Origin of the sequence: Nesterenkonia sandarakina, assembly GCF_013410215.1 — a bacterium.
Classification (GTDB): Bacteria; Actinomycetota; Actinomycetes; order Actinomycetales; family Micrococcaceae; genus Nesterenkonia; species Nesterenkonia sandarakina.
In genome coordinates this window covers 1403465-1417199 of sequence record NZ_JACCFQ010000001.1, presented here as the reverse complement: position 1 = coordinate 1417199, position 13735 = coordinate 1403465, and the positions used below count along the sequence as shown (strand labels likewise).

General features: G+C 69.4%; 15 protein-coding genes. 5 read left to right on the top strand and 10 right to left on the bottom strand.

Annotated elements, in window-relative coordinates; all coding sequences use genetic code 11:
- Positions 1-53: 53 nt before the first annotated feature.
- Positions 54-899, bottom strand: a complete 846-nt coding sequence (locus tag HNR11_RS06565; protein ID WP_058888258.1) for an HpcH/HpaI aldolase/citrate lyase family protein — start codon at positions 897-899, stop codon at positions 54-56.
- A gap of 549 nt (positions 900-1448) precedes the next feature.
- Between HNR11_RS06565 and HNR11_RS06560 the strand changes: the two genes are divergently transcribed.
- A complete protein-coding gene (locus tag HNR11_RS06560; protein WP_179441631.1) occupies positions 1449-2156 on the top strand; it encodes a GerMN domain-containing protein in 708 nt (235 codons plus the stop codon).
- Between the two features lie 61 nt (positions 2157-2217).
- Here the strand turns inward: HNR11_RS06560 and HNR11_RS06555 are convergent, their stop codons facing one another.
- The 4 genes from HNR11_RS06555 to HNR11_RS06540 all read right to left on the bottom strand — a co-directional run bounded on the left by HNR11_RS06555 (position 2218) and on the right by HNR11_RS06540 (position 7078).
- The gene (locus HNR11_RS06555) at positions 2218-3762 is read right to left on the bottom strand and encodes a dihydrolipoamide acetyltransferase family protein (protein ID WP_179441630.1); all 1545 of its coding nucleotides are present in this window, start codon (positions 3760-3762) and stop codon (positions 2218-2220) included.
- Positions 3763-3764: 2 nt separating this feature from the next.
- Positions 3765-4760 (bottom strand): alpha-ketoacid dehydrogenase subunit beta, encoded by a 996-nt coding sequence (locus HNR11_RS06550; protein ID WP_058888255.1) that lies wholly within the window; start codon positions 4758-4760, stop codon positions 3765-3767.
- Positions 4757-5893, bottom strand: a complete 1137-nt coding sequence (locus HNR11_RS06545; protein WP_343050604.1) for a thiamine pyrophosphate-dependent dehydrogenase E1 component subunit alpha — start codon at positions 5891-5893, stop codon at positions 4757-4759. Before HNR11_RS06545 ends, HNR11_RS06550 begins: the two co-directional genes overlap by 4 nt.
- Positions 5894-5971: 78 nt before the next feature.
- On the bottom strand, positions 5972-7078 hold the full coding sequence (locus tag HNR11_RS06540) for a histidinol-phosphate transaminase (RefSeq protein WP_083504734.1): 1107 nt from the start codon (positions 7076-7078) through the stop codon (positions 5972-5974).
- 1 nt (position 7079) lies between these two features.
- Here HNR11_RS06540 and HNR11_RS06535 point away from each other — a divergent pair, with 1 nt between their 5' ends.
- Positions 7080-7469: a phage holin family protein gene (locus tag HNR11_RS06535; RefSeq protein WP_179441628.1), complete on the top strand. Its 390-nt coding sequence runs from the start codon at positions 7080-7082 to the stop codon at positions 7467-7469.
- On the opposite strand, the gene HNR11_RS06530 is transcribed toward HNR11_RS06535, so the two are convergent.
- Both HNR11_RS06530 and HNR11_RS06525 read right to left on the bottom strand, forming a co-directional pair.
- Positions 7425-8930, bottom strand: coding sequence for an alpha/beta hydrolase family protein (locus HNR11_RS06530; protein ID WP_179441627.1), 1506 nt, complete (start codon positions 8928-8930; stop codon positions 7425-7427). The two genes, HNR11_RS06535 and HNR11_RS06530, sit on opposite strands and share 45 nt — an antisense overlap.
- 6 nt (positions 8931-8936) lie before the next feature.
- On the bottom strand, positions 8937-9401 hold the full coding sequence (locus tag HNR11_RS06525) for a hypothetical protein (protein WP_179441626.1): 465 nt from the start codon (positions 9399-9401) through the stop codon (positions 8937-8939).
- 174 nt (positions 9402-9575) lie between these two features.
- On the opposite strand from HNR11_RS06525, the gene purB reads away from it, so the two are divergent.
- From purB to HNR11_RS06510, 3 genes are all read left to right on the top strand, one after another.
- Positions 9576-11021: an adenylosuccinate lyase gene (gene purB, locus HNR11_RS06520; protein ID WP_179441625.1), complete on the top strand. Its 1446-nt coding sequence runs from the start codon at positions 9576-9578 to the stop codon at positions 11019-11021.
- An 8-nt stretch (positions 11022-11029) separates the two neighbouring features.
- Positions 11030-11617, top strand: a complete 588-nt coding sequence (locus HNR11_RS06515; RefSeq protein WP_179441624.1) for a sugar O-acetyltransferase — start codon at positions 11030-11032, stop codon at positions 11615-11617.
- 114 nt (positions 11618-11731) lie between these two features.
- Complete coding sequence (locus HNR11_RS06510) at positions 11732-12142, top strand: VOC family protein (RefSeq protein ID WP_179441623.1); 411 nt, start codon at positions 11732-11734, stop codon at positions 12140-12142.
- A gap of 19 nt (positions 12143-12161) precedes the next feature.
- Here HNR11_RS06510 and HNR11_RS06505 read toward each other — a convergent pair whose 3' ends face one another.
- Genes HNR11_RS06505 through HNR11_RS06495 form a run of 3 tightly spaced genes read right to left on the bottom strand, consistent with a single transcriptional unit; the run spans position 12162 to position 13735 of the window.
- Positions 12162-13034, bottom strand: coding sequence for a prenyltransferase (locus HNR11_RS06505; protein ID WP_179441622.1), 873 nt, complete (start codon positions 13032-13034; stop codon positions 12162-12164).
- The gene (locus HNR11_RS06500; RefSeq protein WP_179441621.1) at positions 13031-13381 is read right to left on the bottom strand and encodes a lycopene cyclase domain-containing protein; all 351 of its coding nucleotides are present in this window, start codon (positions 13379-13381) and stop codon (positions 13031-13033) included. The genes HNR11_RS06505 and HNR11_RS06500 overlap by 4 nt, the downstream gene beginning before the upstream one ends.
- Complete coding sequence (locus tag HNR11_RS06495; protein WP_157075397.1) at positions 13382-13735, bottom strand: lycopene cyclase domain-containing protein; 354 nt, start codon at positions 13733-13735, stop codon at positions 13382-13384.

Sequence of the window (13735 nt, the reverse complement as noted above, 5' to 3'; positions counted from 1 at the left end):
CGGGGCCCGGCACGTGACTCAAAAGTGTCCTCGGCGCCAGCCCCGGGCGGGGGTCAGGCGTTCCAGAGCCCGTAGGAGTCCGCCAGGGAGGCGATCTTCTGGGCCCGGGCGAGGCGCGGCAGATACGAGCCGTCGCCGATGGAGCCTCCGGCCTCGTGGGCTTCGATGAGCTCGCGAGCCCAGTTCAGCTCGTCCTCTGATGGGGCCAGGCCGGTGTTGATGTGCTCGACCTGCGCCCGGTTCAGCGAGAGCTTGCCGGTCATGCCCATGCTGGCGGTCACGGCGCAGGCCTCGGCGGTCTGCGCCGGATCCGCGTCGGCGGCGGTCGGCCCGTCGATGGCCCCGGGGAGCCCTCCGACGCGGGAGGCGATGACCAGTCGGGCCCGCGCGTAGGCCAGCGCCATGGGGTCGGCGGAGACGCCCACGTCCTTGCGGAAGTCGTTGGTGCCGAAGGCCAGCCGGAAGGTGCCCGGGGCTGAGGCGATCTGGGTGGCGTTCTCCACGCCGAGCGCGGATTCGATGAGCGCGATGACCGGAGTCCCGGCGCGCAGTCGCATCGCGGTGTAGGTGACCTGCTCGGGGTGCTCGGTCTCAGCGAGCATCACCCCGCGCAGCCCGTCCGCGCGGGAGAGCACGGCGAGGTCCTCCTCCCAGTGCTCGGAGGTGGTGGGGCTGACCCGGACCCAGGCGGTCATGCCGCCGTTGAGTGCGCGCAGCACCGCCTCACGGGCGGCGACCTTGCCGTCGTCGGGGACCGAGGCCTCCAGGTCGAAGATCACAGAGTCGGCCTCGCTGGCCAGTCCGGGTGCGAAGTCCTGCTCCTTGGCGGCGTTGATCAACAGCCAGGAGCGGGAAAGTTTGGCGGGAAGCGCGGCCGCGCGACGGTTCCGGATGGGCATGGCTCCAGCCTACCGGAGATGCCCTCCGGAGCCGGTGGCGGCTGCGGAGAGAACGCGCCCCACCAGGAGTTGTCCGGCGGACAGGCTGCGGGACGCAGGGCGCGCAGGTGAAGCAGGGGCGGGCGGAGGCACGCGGGGCACGCCTTGGGCGCTGCGGCACCTGGCGCTGGTGAGATGTTGACATCGGACCGGCGGCATCGCAGACTCGAAGGTGATTGAAGTTCAAGTTTGAAATATATGGCTTGGGCTTTGATCCCGGACGCGGTTTCAGGACCCCCGATCTCCTGGCCGCGCTCGCCCTGTGGGAAGGAACTGCTGGCCGGGTGCACCACTGCCGCCCCGAGTGCATCCGGTTTCCTGAACCCACGCCGCGGGCGGAGGGTCGACCCCCGTCATTGCACCCCCGCCCGCGAGGGCCCCGGGCCGCGCGCCAGCCACTCCCCTGCGGCACCCAGGCGCCGCGACACCCAAGCGCTGGGATGCGGCCAAAGCCCACCTCAGCGAGGGAGCCGATTCGGTGTGCCGGGACCCAGCTCTTATTCTGGTGCCATGACTGCCACCCTCCGCCCCCGCGCTCGCACGCGCGCCGCTGCGAGCTGCCTCGGGCTGGCACTGCTGCTCGCGGGCTGCGGCTCCTCGGATCCGGAGTCGGGGGAACAGGACCCTGTTGAGAACGCGATTCCGCAGCCCGAGGTGGAGGGAGACGACTCAGTGCGGCTCCCGCTGGCGATGCTCAGCCCGGACGCTCAGACACAGGACACCTCGCAGCCAGGGGGCACCTTGGAGGACGACCAGGCGCCGGGCAGCCCGGTCCAGGAGACCGACGGGGCGCAGCAGACCCAGGAGATCGAGATCGCCCGCACCGAGGCGTTCGGCTGCGGCGACACCGTCTCGGTCATCCGCTCGGTGCCGATGGTCACCGAGGATCCGGCGGTCGCGGCGCTGGAGTTCCTGATCGAGGACCAGCTCGTCTCCCACGGGTCGCCGGCCTTCACCAACCCGCTCGCCGCCTCCGAGGAGCTGGAAGTCGACTCGGTGGAGGTCGAAGAGGGCACAGTGCTGGTGGCACTGAGCGGTCAGCCGCTCAGCTCAGGAGAGTGTGAGTCCTGGCAGATCCTGACCCAGATCGAGACCACGGCGCGCATGGCCACCGGCGCCACCTCCAGCGAGGTGACCGTCGATGGTCAACCGCTGGCCCAGCTGCTGGGACTGCCCGTGGACCGCGAGCCGCTGCAGATCGGTCAGATCGAGCGTTGAACACTGGACCGACCAAAGCGCCCCCGGCCACCGGCGAGGCGGCTGGAGGGCGGCCGCAGGGCTAATCGATCAGCAGGCCGGGCTGCTCCATCACCGCGGCCACGTCGGAGATGAACCGGCCCGCGAGGTCCCCGTCGATGAGCCGATGATCGAAGGACCCGCCGATCACCATCACATCCCGCGGCACGATCTGTCCCTCCACGACCCAGGGCTTCTTCCGCACCGCGCCCAGCGCCACGATCGAGGCCTGGCCCGGCGGCAGGATCGGGGTTCCGCTGTCCAGCCCCAGGGTGCCGATATTGGTGATCGAGACCGTGCCGCCCTGCATCTCCCCCGGGGTGGTCCGGCCCTCGCGTGCGTCGATGGTCAGCGCCGTGAGAGCCGCGGCCAGGCCGCGGGTGTTGAAGGCATGGGCCTCATGGATCACCGGGACCACAAGCCCGCGCGGGGTCGCGGCGGCGACCCCGAGGTTGACGTAGTTCCTCAACGTGTAGTGCGTGTCATGCCAGGTGGCGTTGACCTGCGGGTTGCGCCGCGCCGCCCAGATGATCGCCTTGGCGGCGAAGAGCATCGGGGACACGCTCAGCCCCTCATAGGAGGGGTCCTTCTTCAACACCTGGCGCAGCTCCATGGTGCGCGTGACATCGACCTCTTTGAACACCGAGACATGCGGCACGGTGGTCGCCGAGGCGGTCACGTTGCGCGCAGTCGCCTTGCGCACACCCCGGACCTGGATGTTCTCCTCGCGCGGACCCTCGTAGAGCAGCCCCTCCTCGGCCGGAGTGGCCTTGCGATGACCGGTCGCCGGAGCCCCGGTCGCCGGGGTCTGCCCTGAGGCGCGCTGTTCGCGCTTCTGCTGCGCCTGGCGCTCCACGTCGTCTCGGGTGATCTGCCCATTGCGACCGGAGCCGACGAGCTCCCAGACGGCGACGCCGAGGCGCTTGGCCAGGGCGCGCACCGGAGGACTGGCCCGGGCGACGATGTCGGCGATGTCGGTGTACGCCCCGCCGGCAGGGGCGGGGGCGGCGATCTCCAGGCCCTCGAGGTCGATCAGGTCCGGCGCCGTGGAGCGGGTCCGGACGCGGCGAGCGGTGGAGTCGGCCTTGGGGCCGGACCCGACCAGGGCCTCGTTCTGTGCGGAGCTCGACTCAGCGGTCGAGTCTGCGCGCTCGGAGCTCCCGCGCTCTGATTTCTCGCGCTTCTGGGCGGCGGCCTTCTTCGCGCGGCCGGAGCGCTGGCGGCCCGGCTTCCCCTCCGCTGCGGGCTGCTCGCCGCTCTCTGGCACACCCGAGTCCGCGCCCAAGTCGGCACCTGAGCCGAGATCAGGTTCGGCGGAGCCCGAGTCCGGGTCAGTCCGGGTCTCCTCCCCCTCGGCGGCGATCCGGATCAGCGGGGCGCCGACCTCGACGGTTTCGCCCTCGGCGGCGAGCAGCTCGGTGACGACGCCGGCGTAGGGCACCGGCAGCTCGACCAGGGACTTCGCAGTCTCGATCTCGACCACGATGTCGTTGACCTCCACGGTCGCGCCCACCGTGGTGCGCCAGGTGACGACCTCGGCCTCGGTCAGGCCCTCGCCGACGTCGGGAAGGTTGAAGGTCTCAGCCATGCTCAGGCACTCCTCTGGTAGCTGAAGCTGCGGTCCACGGCTTCCAGCATCCGATCGATGTCTGGAAGGTAGCGGTGCTCCTGGGACGAGGGCGGGTAGGGCATGTGGAATCCGCCCACGCGCAGCACCGGGGACAGCAGTCGGTGATGGGCGCGTTCGGCCACGCGTGCGGCGATCTCTCCGCCGATCCCGCCGAAGGTCGGTGCCTCATGGGCGACGATCAGCCGCTGGGTCTTCGCGGCCGAGCGGGCGATGGTCTCGTCGTCGAGCGGGCTGATCGAGCGGATGTCCACCACCTCGATGCTGCGGTCCTCCGCCCGGGCGGCCTCGGCCGCGGCCAGCGCCACCGGCACCAGCGGACCGTAGGTGGCGATCGTGGCATCGGTGCCCTCGCGGATGACCTGGGCGCGGAACGCGTCCGGTGCCGGGTTCTCCAGGTCGACCTTGCCCTTGAGCCAGTAGCGGCGCTTGGGCTCGAGGATGATCACCGGGTCGTCGCTGACGATGGCCTGGCGGGTCATCCAGTAGGCGTCCTGCGGGTTCGACGGCGCCACGATGCGCAGCCCCGCGGTGTGCGCGAAGAGCGCCTCAGGAGATTCGGAGTGGTGTTCGATCGAGCCGATATGCCCTCCATAGGGCAGTCTGATCGTCACCGGGACCTTGACCCGGCCGTCGGTGCGGTTGTGCATCTTGGCCAGCTGGGTGGTGATCTGGTTGAACGCGGGGAAGACGAAGCCGTCGAACTGGATCTCGGCCACTGGGCGGTAGCCGCGCATCGCCATGCCGATGCTGGTGCCGACGATGCCGGACTCGGCCAGCGGCGAGTCGATCACCCGGTGCGTGCCGAACTCGGCCTGCAGCCCCTCGGTGACCCGGAAGACGCCGCCGAGCGCCCCGATGTCCTCGCCGATGAGCAGCGTCTTCTCATCCGCAGCGAGCTCATCGCGCAGGGCCGCGGTGATCGCCTTGGCCATGACCATCTCTTTGATCGCGCTCATCCTGCGGTGCCCGCCTCCGTCTGCTCCTCGGCGAATCCTGCTTCGTAGTCCTTCAGCCAGGCCTTCTCGGTCTCGACCTGGCGGTGCGGCTCTGAGTACACGGTGTCGAAGACTCGTTCCAGATCGATGGACTCCATGGCCAGCACGGAGCGCCGCATATCGGCGGCGAGGTCCTTGTACTCGGCGTCGACCTCGGCGAAGAAGCCCTCATCGGCGTGGCCTGCGGCGCGCAGCCAGGTCTGGTAGCGCGCGATCGGGTCCCGGCCCTTCCAGAGCTGCTCCTCTTCGGAGCTGCGGTATTTGGTGGGGTCATCCGCCGTGGTGTGGGCGCCCATCCGGTAGGTGACCGACTCGATGAGCTTGGGTCCCGCGCCGGCACGGATCTCTGCGGAGAGCTTGGCCGCGACCGCGTAGCTCGCCAGCACGTCGTTGCCGTCGACCCGGACGCCCTCGAAGCCGTAGCCCGTGGCGCGGTTCACCAGCGGGCTGCGGGACTGGGTCCGGGTGGGCACCGAGATTGCCCAGTGGTTGTTCTGGATGAAGTAGAGCAGGGGCAGCTCGTAGGAGGCGGCGAAGACCATGGATTCGTGGGCGTCGCCCTGGCTGGTGGCACCGTCGCCGATGCAGGCCACGACGATCTCGTCCTCGGCGCGGTCCCGCGACAGGCTGCCCAGCCGCAGGTCCTGGTTGATCCCCATCGCCCAGCCTGCCGCGTGGAGGGTCTGCGCGGCGAGCACCAGGGTGTAGATGTGGAAGTTGTGCTTGCGCGGGTCCCAGCCGGTGTGCCGGGTGGCCCGGAACATGGTCAGCAGCTCCTCCGGCGAGATCCCGCGGTAGAGCGCCATGGCGTGCTCACGGTAGGTGGGGAACACCATGTCCGAGGGTTTGATCGCCGCGATGGTTCCCACCTGGGCGGCCTCCTGACCCAGCGCCGGGGCCCAGAGCGCGAGCTGGCCCTGACGCTGCAGCGAGGTGGCCTCGGCGTCGAGCCGACGCTCCATGGCCATATAGCGGTAGAGCTCACGGAGCTGCTCCGCACCCAGCTCTGCGATGAACGGGCTGTAGACCTCGTTCTCGGCAAGCTTTCCCTCAGGGGTGAGCAGCTGGACGGGCTGCACCTCTTCTGGCTGCACAGTGTGATCCTCTCCGACGGCACCGCTGATGGCCACCCTGCAGGTCAGGACGGCCATCGCTCATTGTGTCAGCTCGACTCAGGCTTCGAACCTGTAGGTCCGGCACAACTCGATGAATCGATCATTGGCTTCGACCTCGCCGATGGTGACCCGGACCCCCTCCCCGGGGAAGCCGCGGACCGCCAGCGCCTGCAGCCCGGCAGCCTCGGTGAACTCCGCGGTGCGCTCCCTGAGCGGGAGCCAGACGAAGTTGCCCTGCGCCTCGGGGATCGTCCAGCCGGCCTCGGCCAGAGCGGCGGCGACCCGGTCCCGCTCGGCGACCAGCGAGTCCACCCGCTCCATGACCTGATCCAGGTGCTCCAGGGAGGCCAGCGCCGCGACCTCGGCCAGGGTGGAGACGCCGAAGGGTGCCGCCACCACGCGCAGGTGTCGGGTGATCTCGGGACCGGCGATGGAATAGCCCACGCGCAGCGCGGCCAGCCCGTGGGCCTTGGAGAAGGTCCGCAGCACCGCCACATTGGGGTGCCTGCGGTACAGGGCGAGCGCGTCCAGCGGGTCCTCGGTGCGGACGAACTCCTGGTAGGCCTCATCGATGACCACGACGACGTCGCCCGGCACCTTCGCCAGGAAGGCCTCGACCTCGCTGTGCCGCAGCGCCGGCCCGGTGGGATTGTTCGGGGTGCACAGCAGCAGCACCTTGGTCTGTGCGGTGATCGCGGCGAGCATCGCCTCGAGGTCGTGACGGCCGTCTTCGGCCACCGGGACGGCGACGTCCTTGGCACCGGCCGTGCGCACCACGATCGGGTAGGCCTCGAAGGAGCGCCAGGCGTAGATGACCTCGTCCTGGCTGCCGTCGCTGTTGGAACCGGCGAAGGCGTTGATGATCTGGGTCAGCGCCCCGAGGCTTCCGGTGCCCGCGACGATGTCCTCCACCGGGACCTCGAGGACCTCAGCCAGCCCGGCGCGGAGATTCTCGGCGTTGGGGTGCGGGTAGCGGTGCAAGGTGTCCACGGCTGCCATCGCCTGAGTGACCGCGGGGACCGGCCCCAGCGGGTTCTCATTGGAGGAGAGCTTATACGGCGTGAGACCCTCGGCTGCCCGTGGCGGCTTGCCTGCGGCATAGGCGGGCAGAAGGCTGACGCTTTCCCGTGGGGTGATCGACCCGGCGCGTGAGAACATAGTCATCGTGAGAATCCTACTGGCAATTATTTTGAATGCCCTGGCCCTCGCCGCCGCGGCCTTCCTCGTTCCCGGCATCTACGTCGACGGCGCCGAACAGGGCACCGGTGCGACCATCCTGGCCTTCCTCTTCGTCGGGGCCGTCTTCGGTCTGGTCAATGTGGTGATCAAGCCGATCATCTCGCTGCTCTCGCTGCCGATCACCTGCCTCACCCTGGGACTCTTCGCCGTGGTCATCAACGCCGGCATGCTGATGCTCACCGCATGGCTGACCTCCTGGACCCCGGTGCACTTCGTGGTGGCGGACTTCTTCTGGAGCGCGGTCCTCGGGTCCATCGTGGTGGCCCTGGTCTCAGCGCTGCTCAACCAGTTCATCCTGCGTCCGCTCAACACCTGAGGCGCCGCGCTCGGGGAACTCCTGCAGCCGGCCCGCCAGTTCGGTCACGGCCGCCTCGAGCTGCGCCACCCCCTCGGAGTCCCATTCGGTGGAATAGACCCGGGCCTGAGGGTCCCCGCGAAGCGCCTCGTCGAGCTCTTCGAGCTGGGCCCGCTGACCCTCGTCCAGATGTGCGGGGGCCTCGTCCTGCAGCCGGGTGATGGCATCGATGTTGTGGGTGAAGCTGTGGCTGGCACCGAAGATCCCGCCGGGCTGCGCCGTGGGGTCCTGGTGCTCGTAGGTGACCCGGATCCGATCGGCGGAGAGTTCACCGGGCCCGCCGAGCAGGCCAGGCACCGGGTCATTGGCGTCCTGGAAGCTGGTGGTCCGGATGCCGGGGAGCGTGGCTCCCGCCCGGTTCGGCGCGGCCACCGTGGCGACCTGAGAGATCCGATACTTCTTCGCCAGGGCACCGCCGGAGGCGATGTTCAACGCGTGCAGCCCGCCCAGGGAGTATCCGGTGATGACCAGTTCGTCGCCTGGCAGCGCTCCGGAGTCCTCCAGCGCCTTGTCGATCACGCCTTGGAGGTGCGCGGAGTCGTTGGTCCCCGCGTCCAGGAGGCTGTTGAGGCCGCGCCCTGCGCTGAGGTCCAGCTCGCCGGCGGCCAGGCCGTCGAGATCCAGCTCCGCAAGCTCCTCGGGCAGCTCGAGCCCGGGGATGTGGATGACGTGACGCGGACGTCCACCCGGCTGCTCCCGTGAGGAGATGCTGAAGTCTCCGAGCGCGGCGACCTCGGTCTGGGCCTGCAGGTGCTCGCTGAGCCGTTCCACCGGTTCACCGGGCAGGGCTTGGGTCTGCGGACTCAGCGTCTGGGTGCTCTCACGGGAGACCCGGCGGGCCTTCTCCAGCAGTGACTGGGTGACCAGCCCGAGCCCCTCCCCGGAGGCCCGGAGCATCGGGTGTTTCCTGGCGAGCAGGCTCAGCAGCAGCTGCGAGCCCTGACTCAGGCTGACCAGTGCGGTGCGACCCCAGGCGTCGGCGAGCGCCTTGTCTCCCTGCGGGTCCAGCAGGTGCGGCTGGATCTCGGGGAACTGCGCGAGGTGGCGCGCGGTGCCCAGTGCGGCCGCCAGCTGCGCCTCGGTCTCCCGGTAGCGCTCCTGGGCGGTGCGCACCGCCTGGGCCGTCTGTTCCATGGCGAAGACCCCCGCCGCCGTCTCTGCGAGGCTGATCCCCAGCTGCGCACCCAGCAGCGGGATCCGCCAGTGCAGCGCGAGCGCGGACCCGGAGCCGAAGAGCTCGGCGCTCAGAGCTCCCAGCGCGTCGCGCTGCTCCTCCGCGATGCTGCTGGCCACACTCAGCCCCTGGGCGGCGACCAGCAGACTCTCCAGCACCAGGTTCACCTCGGTGGGTCCCCCGTGGGCCTGCACGGTGAACTCACGCGGGGTGGGCCCGCCGAAATGGTCCTCGGTGATCACGAACATCGCAGCTCACCGGTCCGCTGCGGCCAGATGAGCCAGCGGTAGCCCGCCACAGGACTCCACGAAATCCAGGAACCCCTTGGCGCTGCGCGATGCGCCCCTGGCGCCGTGGATCAGGTGCGCCCGGGGACCCTCGACTGCCAGGGCGGGCAGGGTCTGCTCTGCGGCGTCCACCGCGAGAGCCAGCAGCCGAGCGAGGTGAGCCTGCTCGCGCAGGTCTGCGGCGATCACCCGCGCAGCGACGGACATCTCGGCTGCCCGGGACTGCCGCCGCCGGCACTGCTCGACGTGGTAGAAGGTCAGCGCGGTGAACGCCTGCGCCGCGGGCGAGCGCCATTGCAGATGCTCACACCCGGCGAAGACCGCCCGCAAACAGTCATCGCCGTGCTCGACGATCTCACCCAGTCGCCGGGCCGCCTGCTCATAGTGCTCTGCCGCCTCGTCGAACTGCTGTGCCGCCCGAGAGAAGATCACGCCTGATCACTCCTTGTGCCTGGGGGATTCGCGAGGCCCGCTGTTCCCGCTGAGAGTGATCAATCTAGGCACGGCAGCCGTTGGGCTTCCCGGGGCCGCGGCGCTGGTGGAAGACCCGTGACGTCGGCGTCGTCGTCGCCGGGACTGGGGAAAACTCATGAAAGAATCGACGCCATGGCCAACTCCACTGATGCTTCCGCCGCGACCACCGACTCTTCGAACCGCGTCCGGCTCGCCGATGCGCAGCCGCAGATCGCGCTGGGCGCGCTGGACGGGCGCTACCGCAGCGCCGTGGCGCCGCTGGTGGATCACCTCTCCGAGGCGGCGCTGAACCGGCACCGGCTCCACGTGGAGGTGGAATGGTTCATCCACCTCTGCGCCGAGCAGGTGCTCTCCGGGCTCCCCACCCTCACAGAGGAGCAGGTCAGCGGGCTGCGCGGCATCGTCTCTGAGTTCGGCACCGAGCAGCTTCGGGAGCTCGGCGCCATCGAGGCGCAGACCCACCACGATGTGAAGGCCGTGGAGTACTTCATCGCGCGCCGCCTGGAGGGGCTGGGGCTGAGCGAGCTCACCCCGCTGGTGCACTTCGGGTGCACCAGCGAGGACATCAACAACCTCTCCTACGCGCTGGGGATCCGCGACGCCGTGGCCGAGGTCTGGCTGCCTGCCGCCCGCACCGCCCTGGACGGACTGGCCACGCTGGCCCAGGACGCCGCCGAGGTGCCGATGCTCTCGCGCACCCACGGACAGCCTGCCACCCCGACCACGCTGGGCAAGGAGGTCGCGGTCTTCGTGCACCGGCTGCGCCGGCAGCTGCGCCGGATCGAGTCCCAGGAGTTCCTGGGCAAGATCAACGGCGCCACCGGCACCTACGCGGCGCACCTGGCCGCCGCGCCCGAGGCGGACTGGCCGTCACTGGCGCAGCGCTTCGTGGAGAAGCTGGGCCTGACCTTCAACCCGCTGACCACCCAGATCGAGTCTCACGACTACCAGGCCGAGCTCTACGCGGACATGGCCCGGTTCAACCGGATCCTGCACGGGCTCTGCGTGGACGTCTGGAGCTACATCTCGATCGGGTTCTTCCGGCAGATCCCGGTGGCCGGGGCCACCGGCTCCTCCACCATGCCGCATAAGGTCAACCCGATCCGCTTCGAGAACGCCGAGGCCAACCTGGAGATCTCCAACGCGCTGCTCGACGCGCTGGGCGCCACCCTGGTGGAGTCCCGCTGGCAGCGCGACCTCACCGACTCCTCCGGACAGCGCAACATCGGCACCGCGATCGGGCACTCGGTGCTGGCGCTGAGCAACATCAGCAAGGGACTCAAGCAGCTCGACGTCGCCGCGGAGGTGATCGCGGCGGATCTCGACGCGAACTGGGAGGTCCTCGGCGAAGCCATCCAGACCGTGATGCGCGCCGAGGCGATCGCCGGGGTCGCCGGCATGGAGGACCCCTATGAGCGGCTCAAGGAGCTCACCCGTGGTCGCCGGGTGGACGCGGAGAAGCTCAAGGAGTTCGTCACCGGACTGGGACTGAGCAAGGAGGCCGAGGCTCGACTCGCGCAGCTGACCCCCGGCAGCTACACCGGCCTGGCCGCTCACCTCGCCCGAGAGTTCGGCTGATCGAGCGCATGGATCACGGGCCCTTCGCCGATGACCACCGGACCCAGTACCAGCGGCTGCGCGACGGGCACTGGTACCGGGCCGATGAGGAGATCCTGCAGCGGGCATTGGCGGCGCATCAGCTGGCGCACCGCTACAGCCAGGCTGCATCCCAGGGTCAGGACGACGACGCCGCCGCCCTGCTGCCCCAGCTGATCGGTGAGCTCGGCGAGGACGTGGCGATCCGTCCCCCGCTCTCAGTGGACTATGGCGCGCATATCTCCATCGGTGACCGGGTCTTCATCAACACCGGCCTGGTGGCTCTGGACGTCGCTCCGATCCGGATCGGCGCCGACTGCCTGCTGGGCCCCAATGTGCAGCTGCTGACCCCGATCCACCCGTTGGAGCCGGGCCCGCGGCGGCAGAAGTGGGAGTCCGCTGAGCCGATCACGCTCGAGGAGAACGTCTGGCTCGGCGGCGGCGTGATCGTCTGCCCCGGGGTCACCATCGGCCGCAACGCCGTGATCGGTGCCGGCTCCGTGGTCACCCGCGACATCCCCGCGGACTCCGTCGCGGTGGGAAACCCGGCGCGGGTCATCCGGTCACTGCAGAGCTGAGCCGCACCCGCACCCGCACGGCGTCCGGTTCGCGGGGCCTGCAGCTCTTCCGCTGGACGCGCGGTCAGGTCAGAATGGCGGGGTCAACCTGAGACCCACCACGAAAGGCTCGTCATGACCATCGGCCTGACCCCCTACCTGCAGTTCCCCGGAACCGCCCGCCACGCCCTGGAGTTCTATCACTCGGTCTTCGGCGGGGACATGCAGATGATGACCTTTGCCGAGGGCATGGGCGCCGAGGATGAGACCAAGGACCAGATCATGCATGGGTCGCTGTTCCTCGAGCGTGGGATCCACCTGATGGCCGCCGACGCCCCCGAAGGCATGACCAGCGTCCTGGGCACCGTGACGCTGAGCAACAGCGAAGCCGATGACGCCGAGCATGCGACCCTGGTGCAGTGGTGGGAGAAGCTCGCCGAGGGAGCGCAGGTCACCGAGCCCCTGGCGAAGTCACCCTGGGGCGACACCTTCGGGATGCTCACCGACAAGTTCGGGGTCCCGTGGATGGTCAACGCCTCGCACTGACTCCGGACCACACCGCGCTTCACCACACCCAGATCAGCAGCATCGTGCCGAGGAACCCGCAGCCGTAGTTCAGCCAGATGAAGCGGCGCCACGCGGCGTTCACCCCGGCCGAGGTCGCATCGGTGACGTTGAACCAGGGCAGGGAGATCGCCACATAGGGGACCACCAGCAGCGCCGCGAGCGGGGTGGGCCATGGCGCCAGGAGCAGCAGCACACCGGCACCGGCCCAGAGCAGCACCGCCATCCGCACCGTGGGCCGCGCCCCGATCGCGGTCGCCACCGAGGAGATCCCGCCCTCCCGGTCGGGCACCACATCCTGGACCGCACCGAAGGCATGGGCGGCCATTCCCCAGAGGAAGAACGCGGCCAGGATGATCATCACCGTGGGACTCGGGGTGTAGCCGACCCGGTCGTGGGCGAGCGCGAAACCGACCACGGCAGGGCTCACGAAGTGCGTGCTGGAGGTCACCGAGTCCAGGAACGGACGCTCCTTGAACCGGAGCCCCTTGACCGAATAGGCGGCGACGGCGAACAGGCTCACCAGCATCGCGGCCCAGGTGGCGGGGCCGCCGCCGAGCATCAGCAGCAGCGCCGGCGGCAGTGTGCTCAGCGCAGAGATCCACAGCACGGTCGAGTGCAGCGAGGGATCCAGCAGCGCGCCCTCGATCCCGCCCTTGCGCGGGTTGCGCAGGTCAGATTCGTAGTCGAAGACGTCGTTGATCCCGTACATCGCCACGTTATAGGGGACCAGGAAGAACAGTGCGCCGAGCACCAGCACCCAGTCGAGCTCGCGCGTCGCGAAGAGGTACGCCGCGGCGAAGGGGAACGCCGTGTTGATCCAGCTGAGCGGGCGTGAGGACAACAGCAGCTCGCGGATCAGGCTCCCGTTCATCGGCGTCCCCGCCCGGCGCGGGGCTGGACACTGGGCACGGGCCGGTCAGCGGCGCGGGCCAGCTTCCGACGCCGCATCAGATGCCACAGAGCAGGCAGCCCCAGCACTGCGGCCAGCGAGTAGCTGAAGTCCTCCAGCGGAGCCAGGCCCAGGTAGAGGCCCATCAGCTGTTCGTGGCCGTAGCGCACGATGTCCAGGCCGATGATCACATTGTCGAACACCGCGGTCAGGCTCAGCAGGACCAGCGTCGTCAGGCCCACCGCGCCCCAGTGGATCTCGCGGCGCAGCAGCACCGCGGCGAGCACCGCCGGCACCATGAAGGCCAGGCTCAGCCACAGGTACGCCATTCAGGACACCCCCGCACTGGGTGTGCTCGAGCGACGTTGCGCCCGGTGGCTGAGGAACTTCGCAGCACCGGTGTAGATGATCATGGTGCACAGGCTCAGAAACGCCAGGAACACCGGCTCCTCCAGCGGCATCTCAGGTCCGAGCACCACCCCGGTGAGGTAGCGGCTCTCCCCCATCAGGAAGATCCCCAGTCCGATCCCGGCGAAGTCCCAGAGCAGGAAGAAGACGACGCCGAGCAAGGTCACCAGCGTGGCCACGCGCGGATCCGCGAAGAAGAAGAGCCGGAAGCGCCGATCGATGAGCAGCATGCAGAAGGCGGCTCCCAGCAGTCCGGCCAGGTAGAGGAAGGACAC

Excerpts from the sequence above, each read along its gene's own strand:
- HNR11_RS06565 (WP_058888258.1), bottom strand. The coding sequence starts at position 899 with ATGCCCATCCGGAACCGTCGCGCGGCCGCGCTTCCCGCCAAACTTTCC.
- HNR11_RS06560 (WP_179441631.1), top strand. The coding sequence starts at position 1,449 with ATGACTGCCACCCTCCGCCCCCGCGCTCGCACGCGCGCCGCTGCGAGC.
- HNR11_RS06555 (WP_179441630.1), bottom strand. The coding sequence starts at position 3,762 with ATGGCTGAGACCTTCAACCTTCCCGACGTCGGCGAGGGCCTGACCGAG.
- HNR11_RS06550 (WP_058888255.1), bottom strand. The coding sequence starts at position 4,760 with ATGAGCGCGATCAAAGAGATGGTCATGGCCAAGGCGATCACCGCGGCC.
- HNR11_RS06540 (WP_083504734.1), bottom strand. The coding sequence starts at position 7,078 with ATGACTATGTTCTCACGCGCCGGGTCGATCACCCCACGGGAAAGCGTC.
- HNR11_RS06530 (WP_179441627.1), bottom strand. The coding sequence starts at position 8,930 with ATGTTCGTGATCACCGAGGACCATTTCGGCGGGCCCACCCCGCGTGAG.
- purB (WP_179441625.1), top strand. The coding sequence starts at position 9,576 with ATGGCCAACTCCACTGATGCTTCCGCCGCGACCACCGACTCTTCGAAC.
- HNR11_RS06515 (WP_179441624.1), top strand. The coding sequence starts at position 11,030 with ATGGATCACGGGCCCTTCGCCGATGACCACCGGACCCAGTACCAGCGG.
- HNR11_RS06510 (WP_179441623.1), top strand. The coding sequence starts at position 11,732 with ATGACCATCGGCCTGACCCCCTACCTGCAGTTCCCCGGAACCGCCCGC.
- HNR11_RS06505 (WP_179441622.1), bottom strand. The coding sequence starts at position 13,034 with ATGAACGGGAGCCTGATCCGCGAGCTGCTGTTGTCCTCACGCCCGCTC.
- HNR11_RS06500 (WP_179441621.1), bottom strand. The coding sequence starts at position 13,381 with ATGGCGTACCTGTGGCTGAGCCTGGCCTTCATGGTGCCGGCGGTGCTC.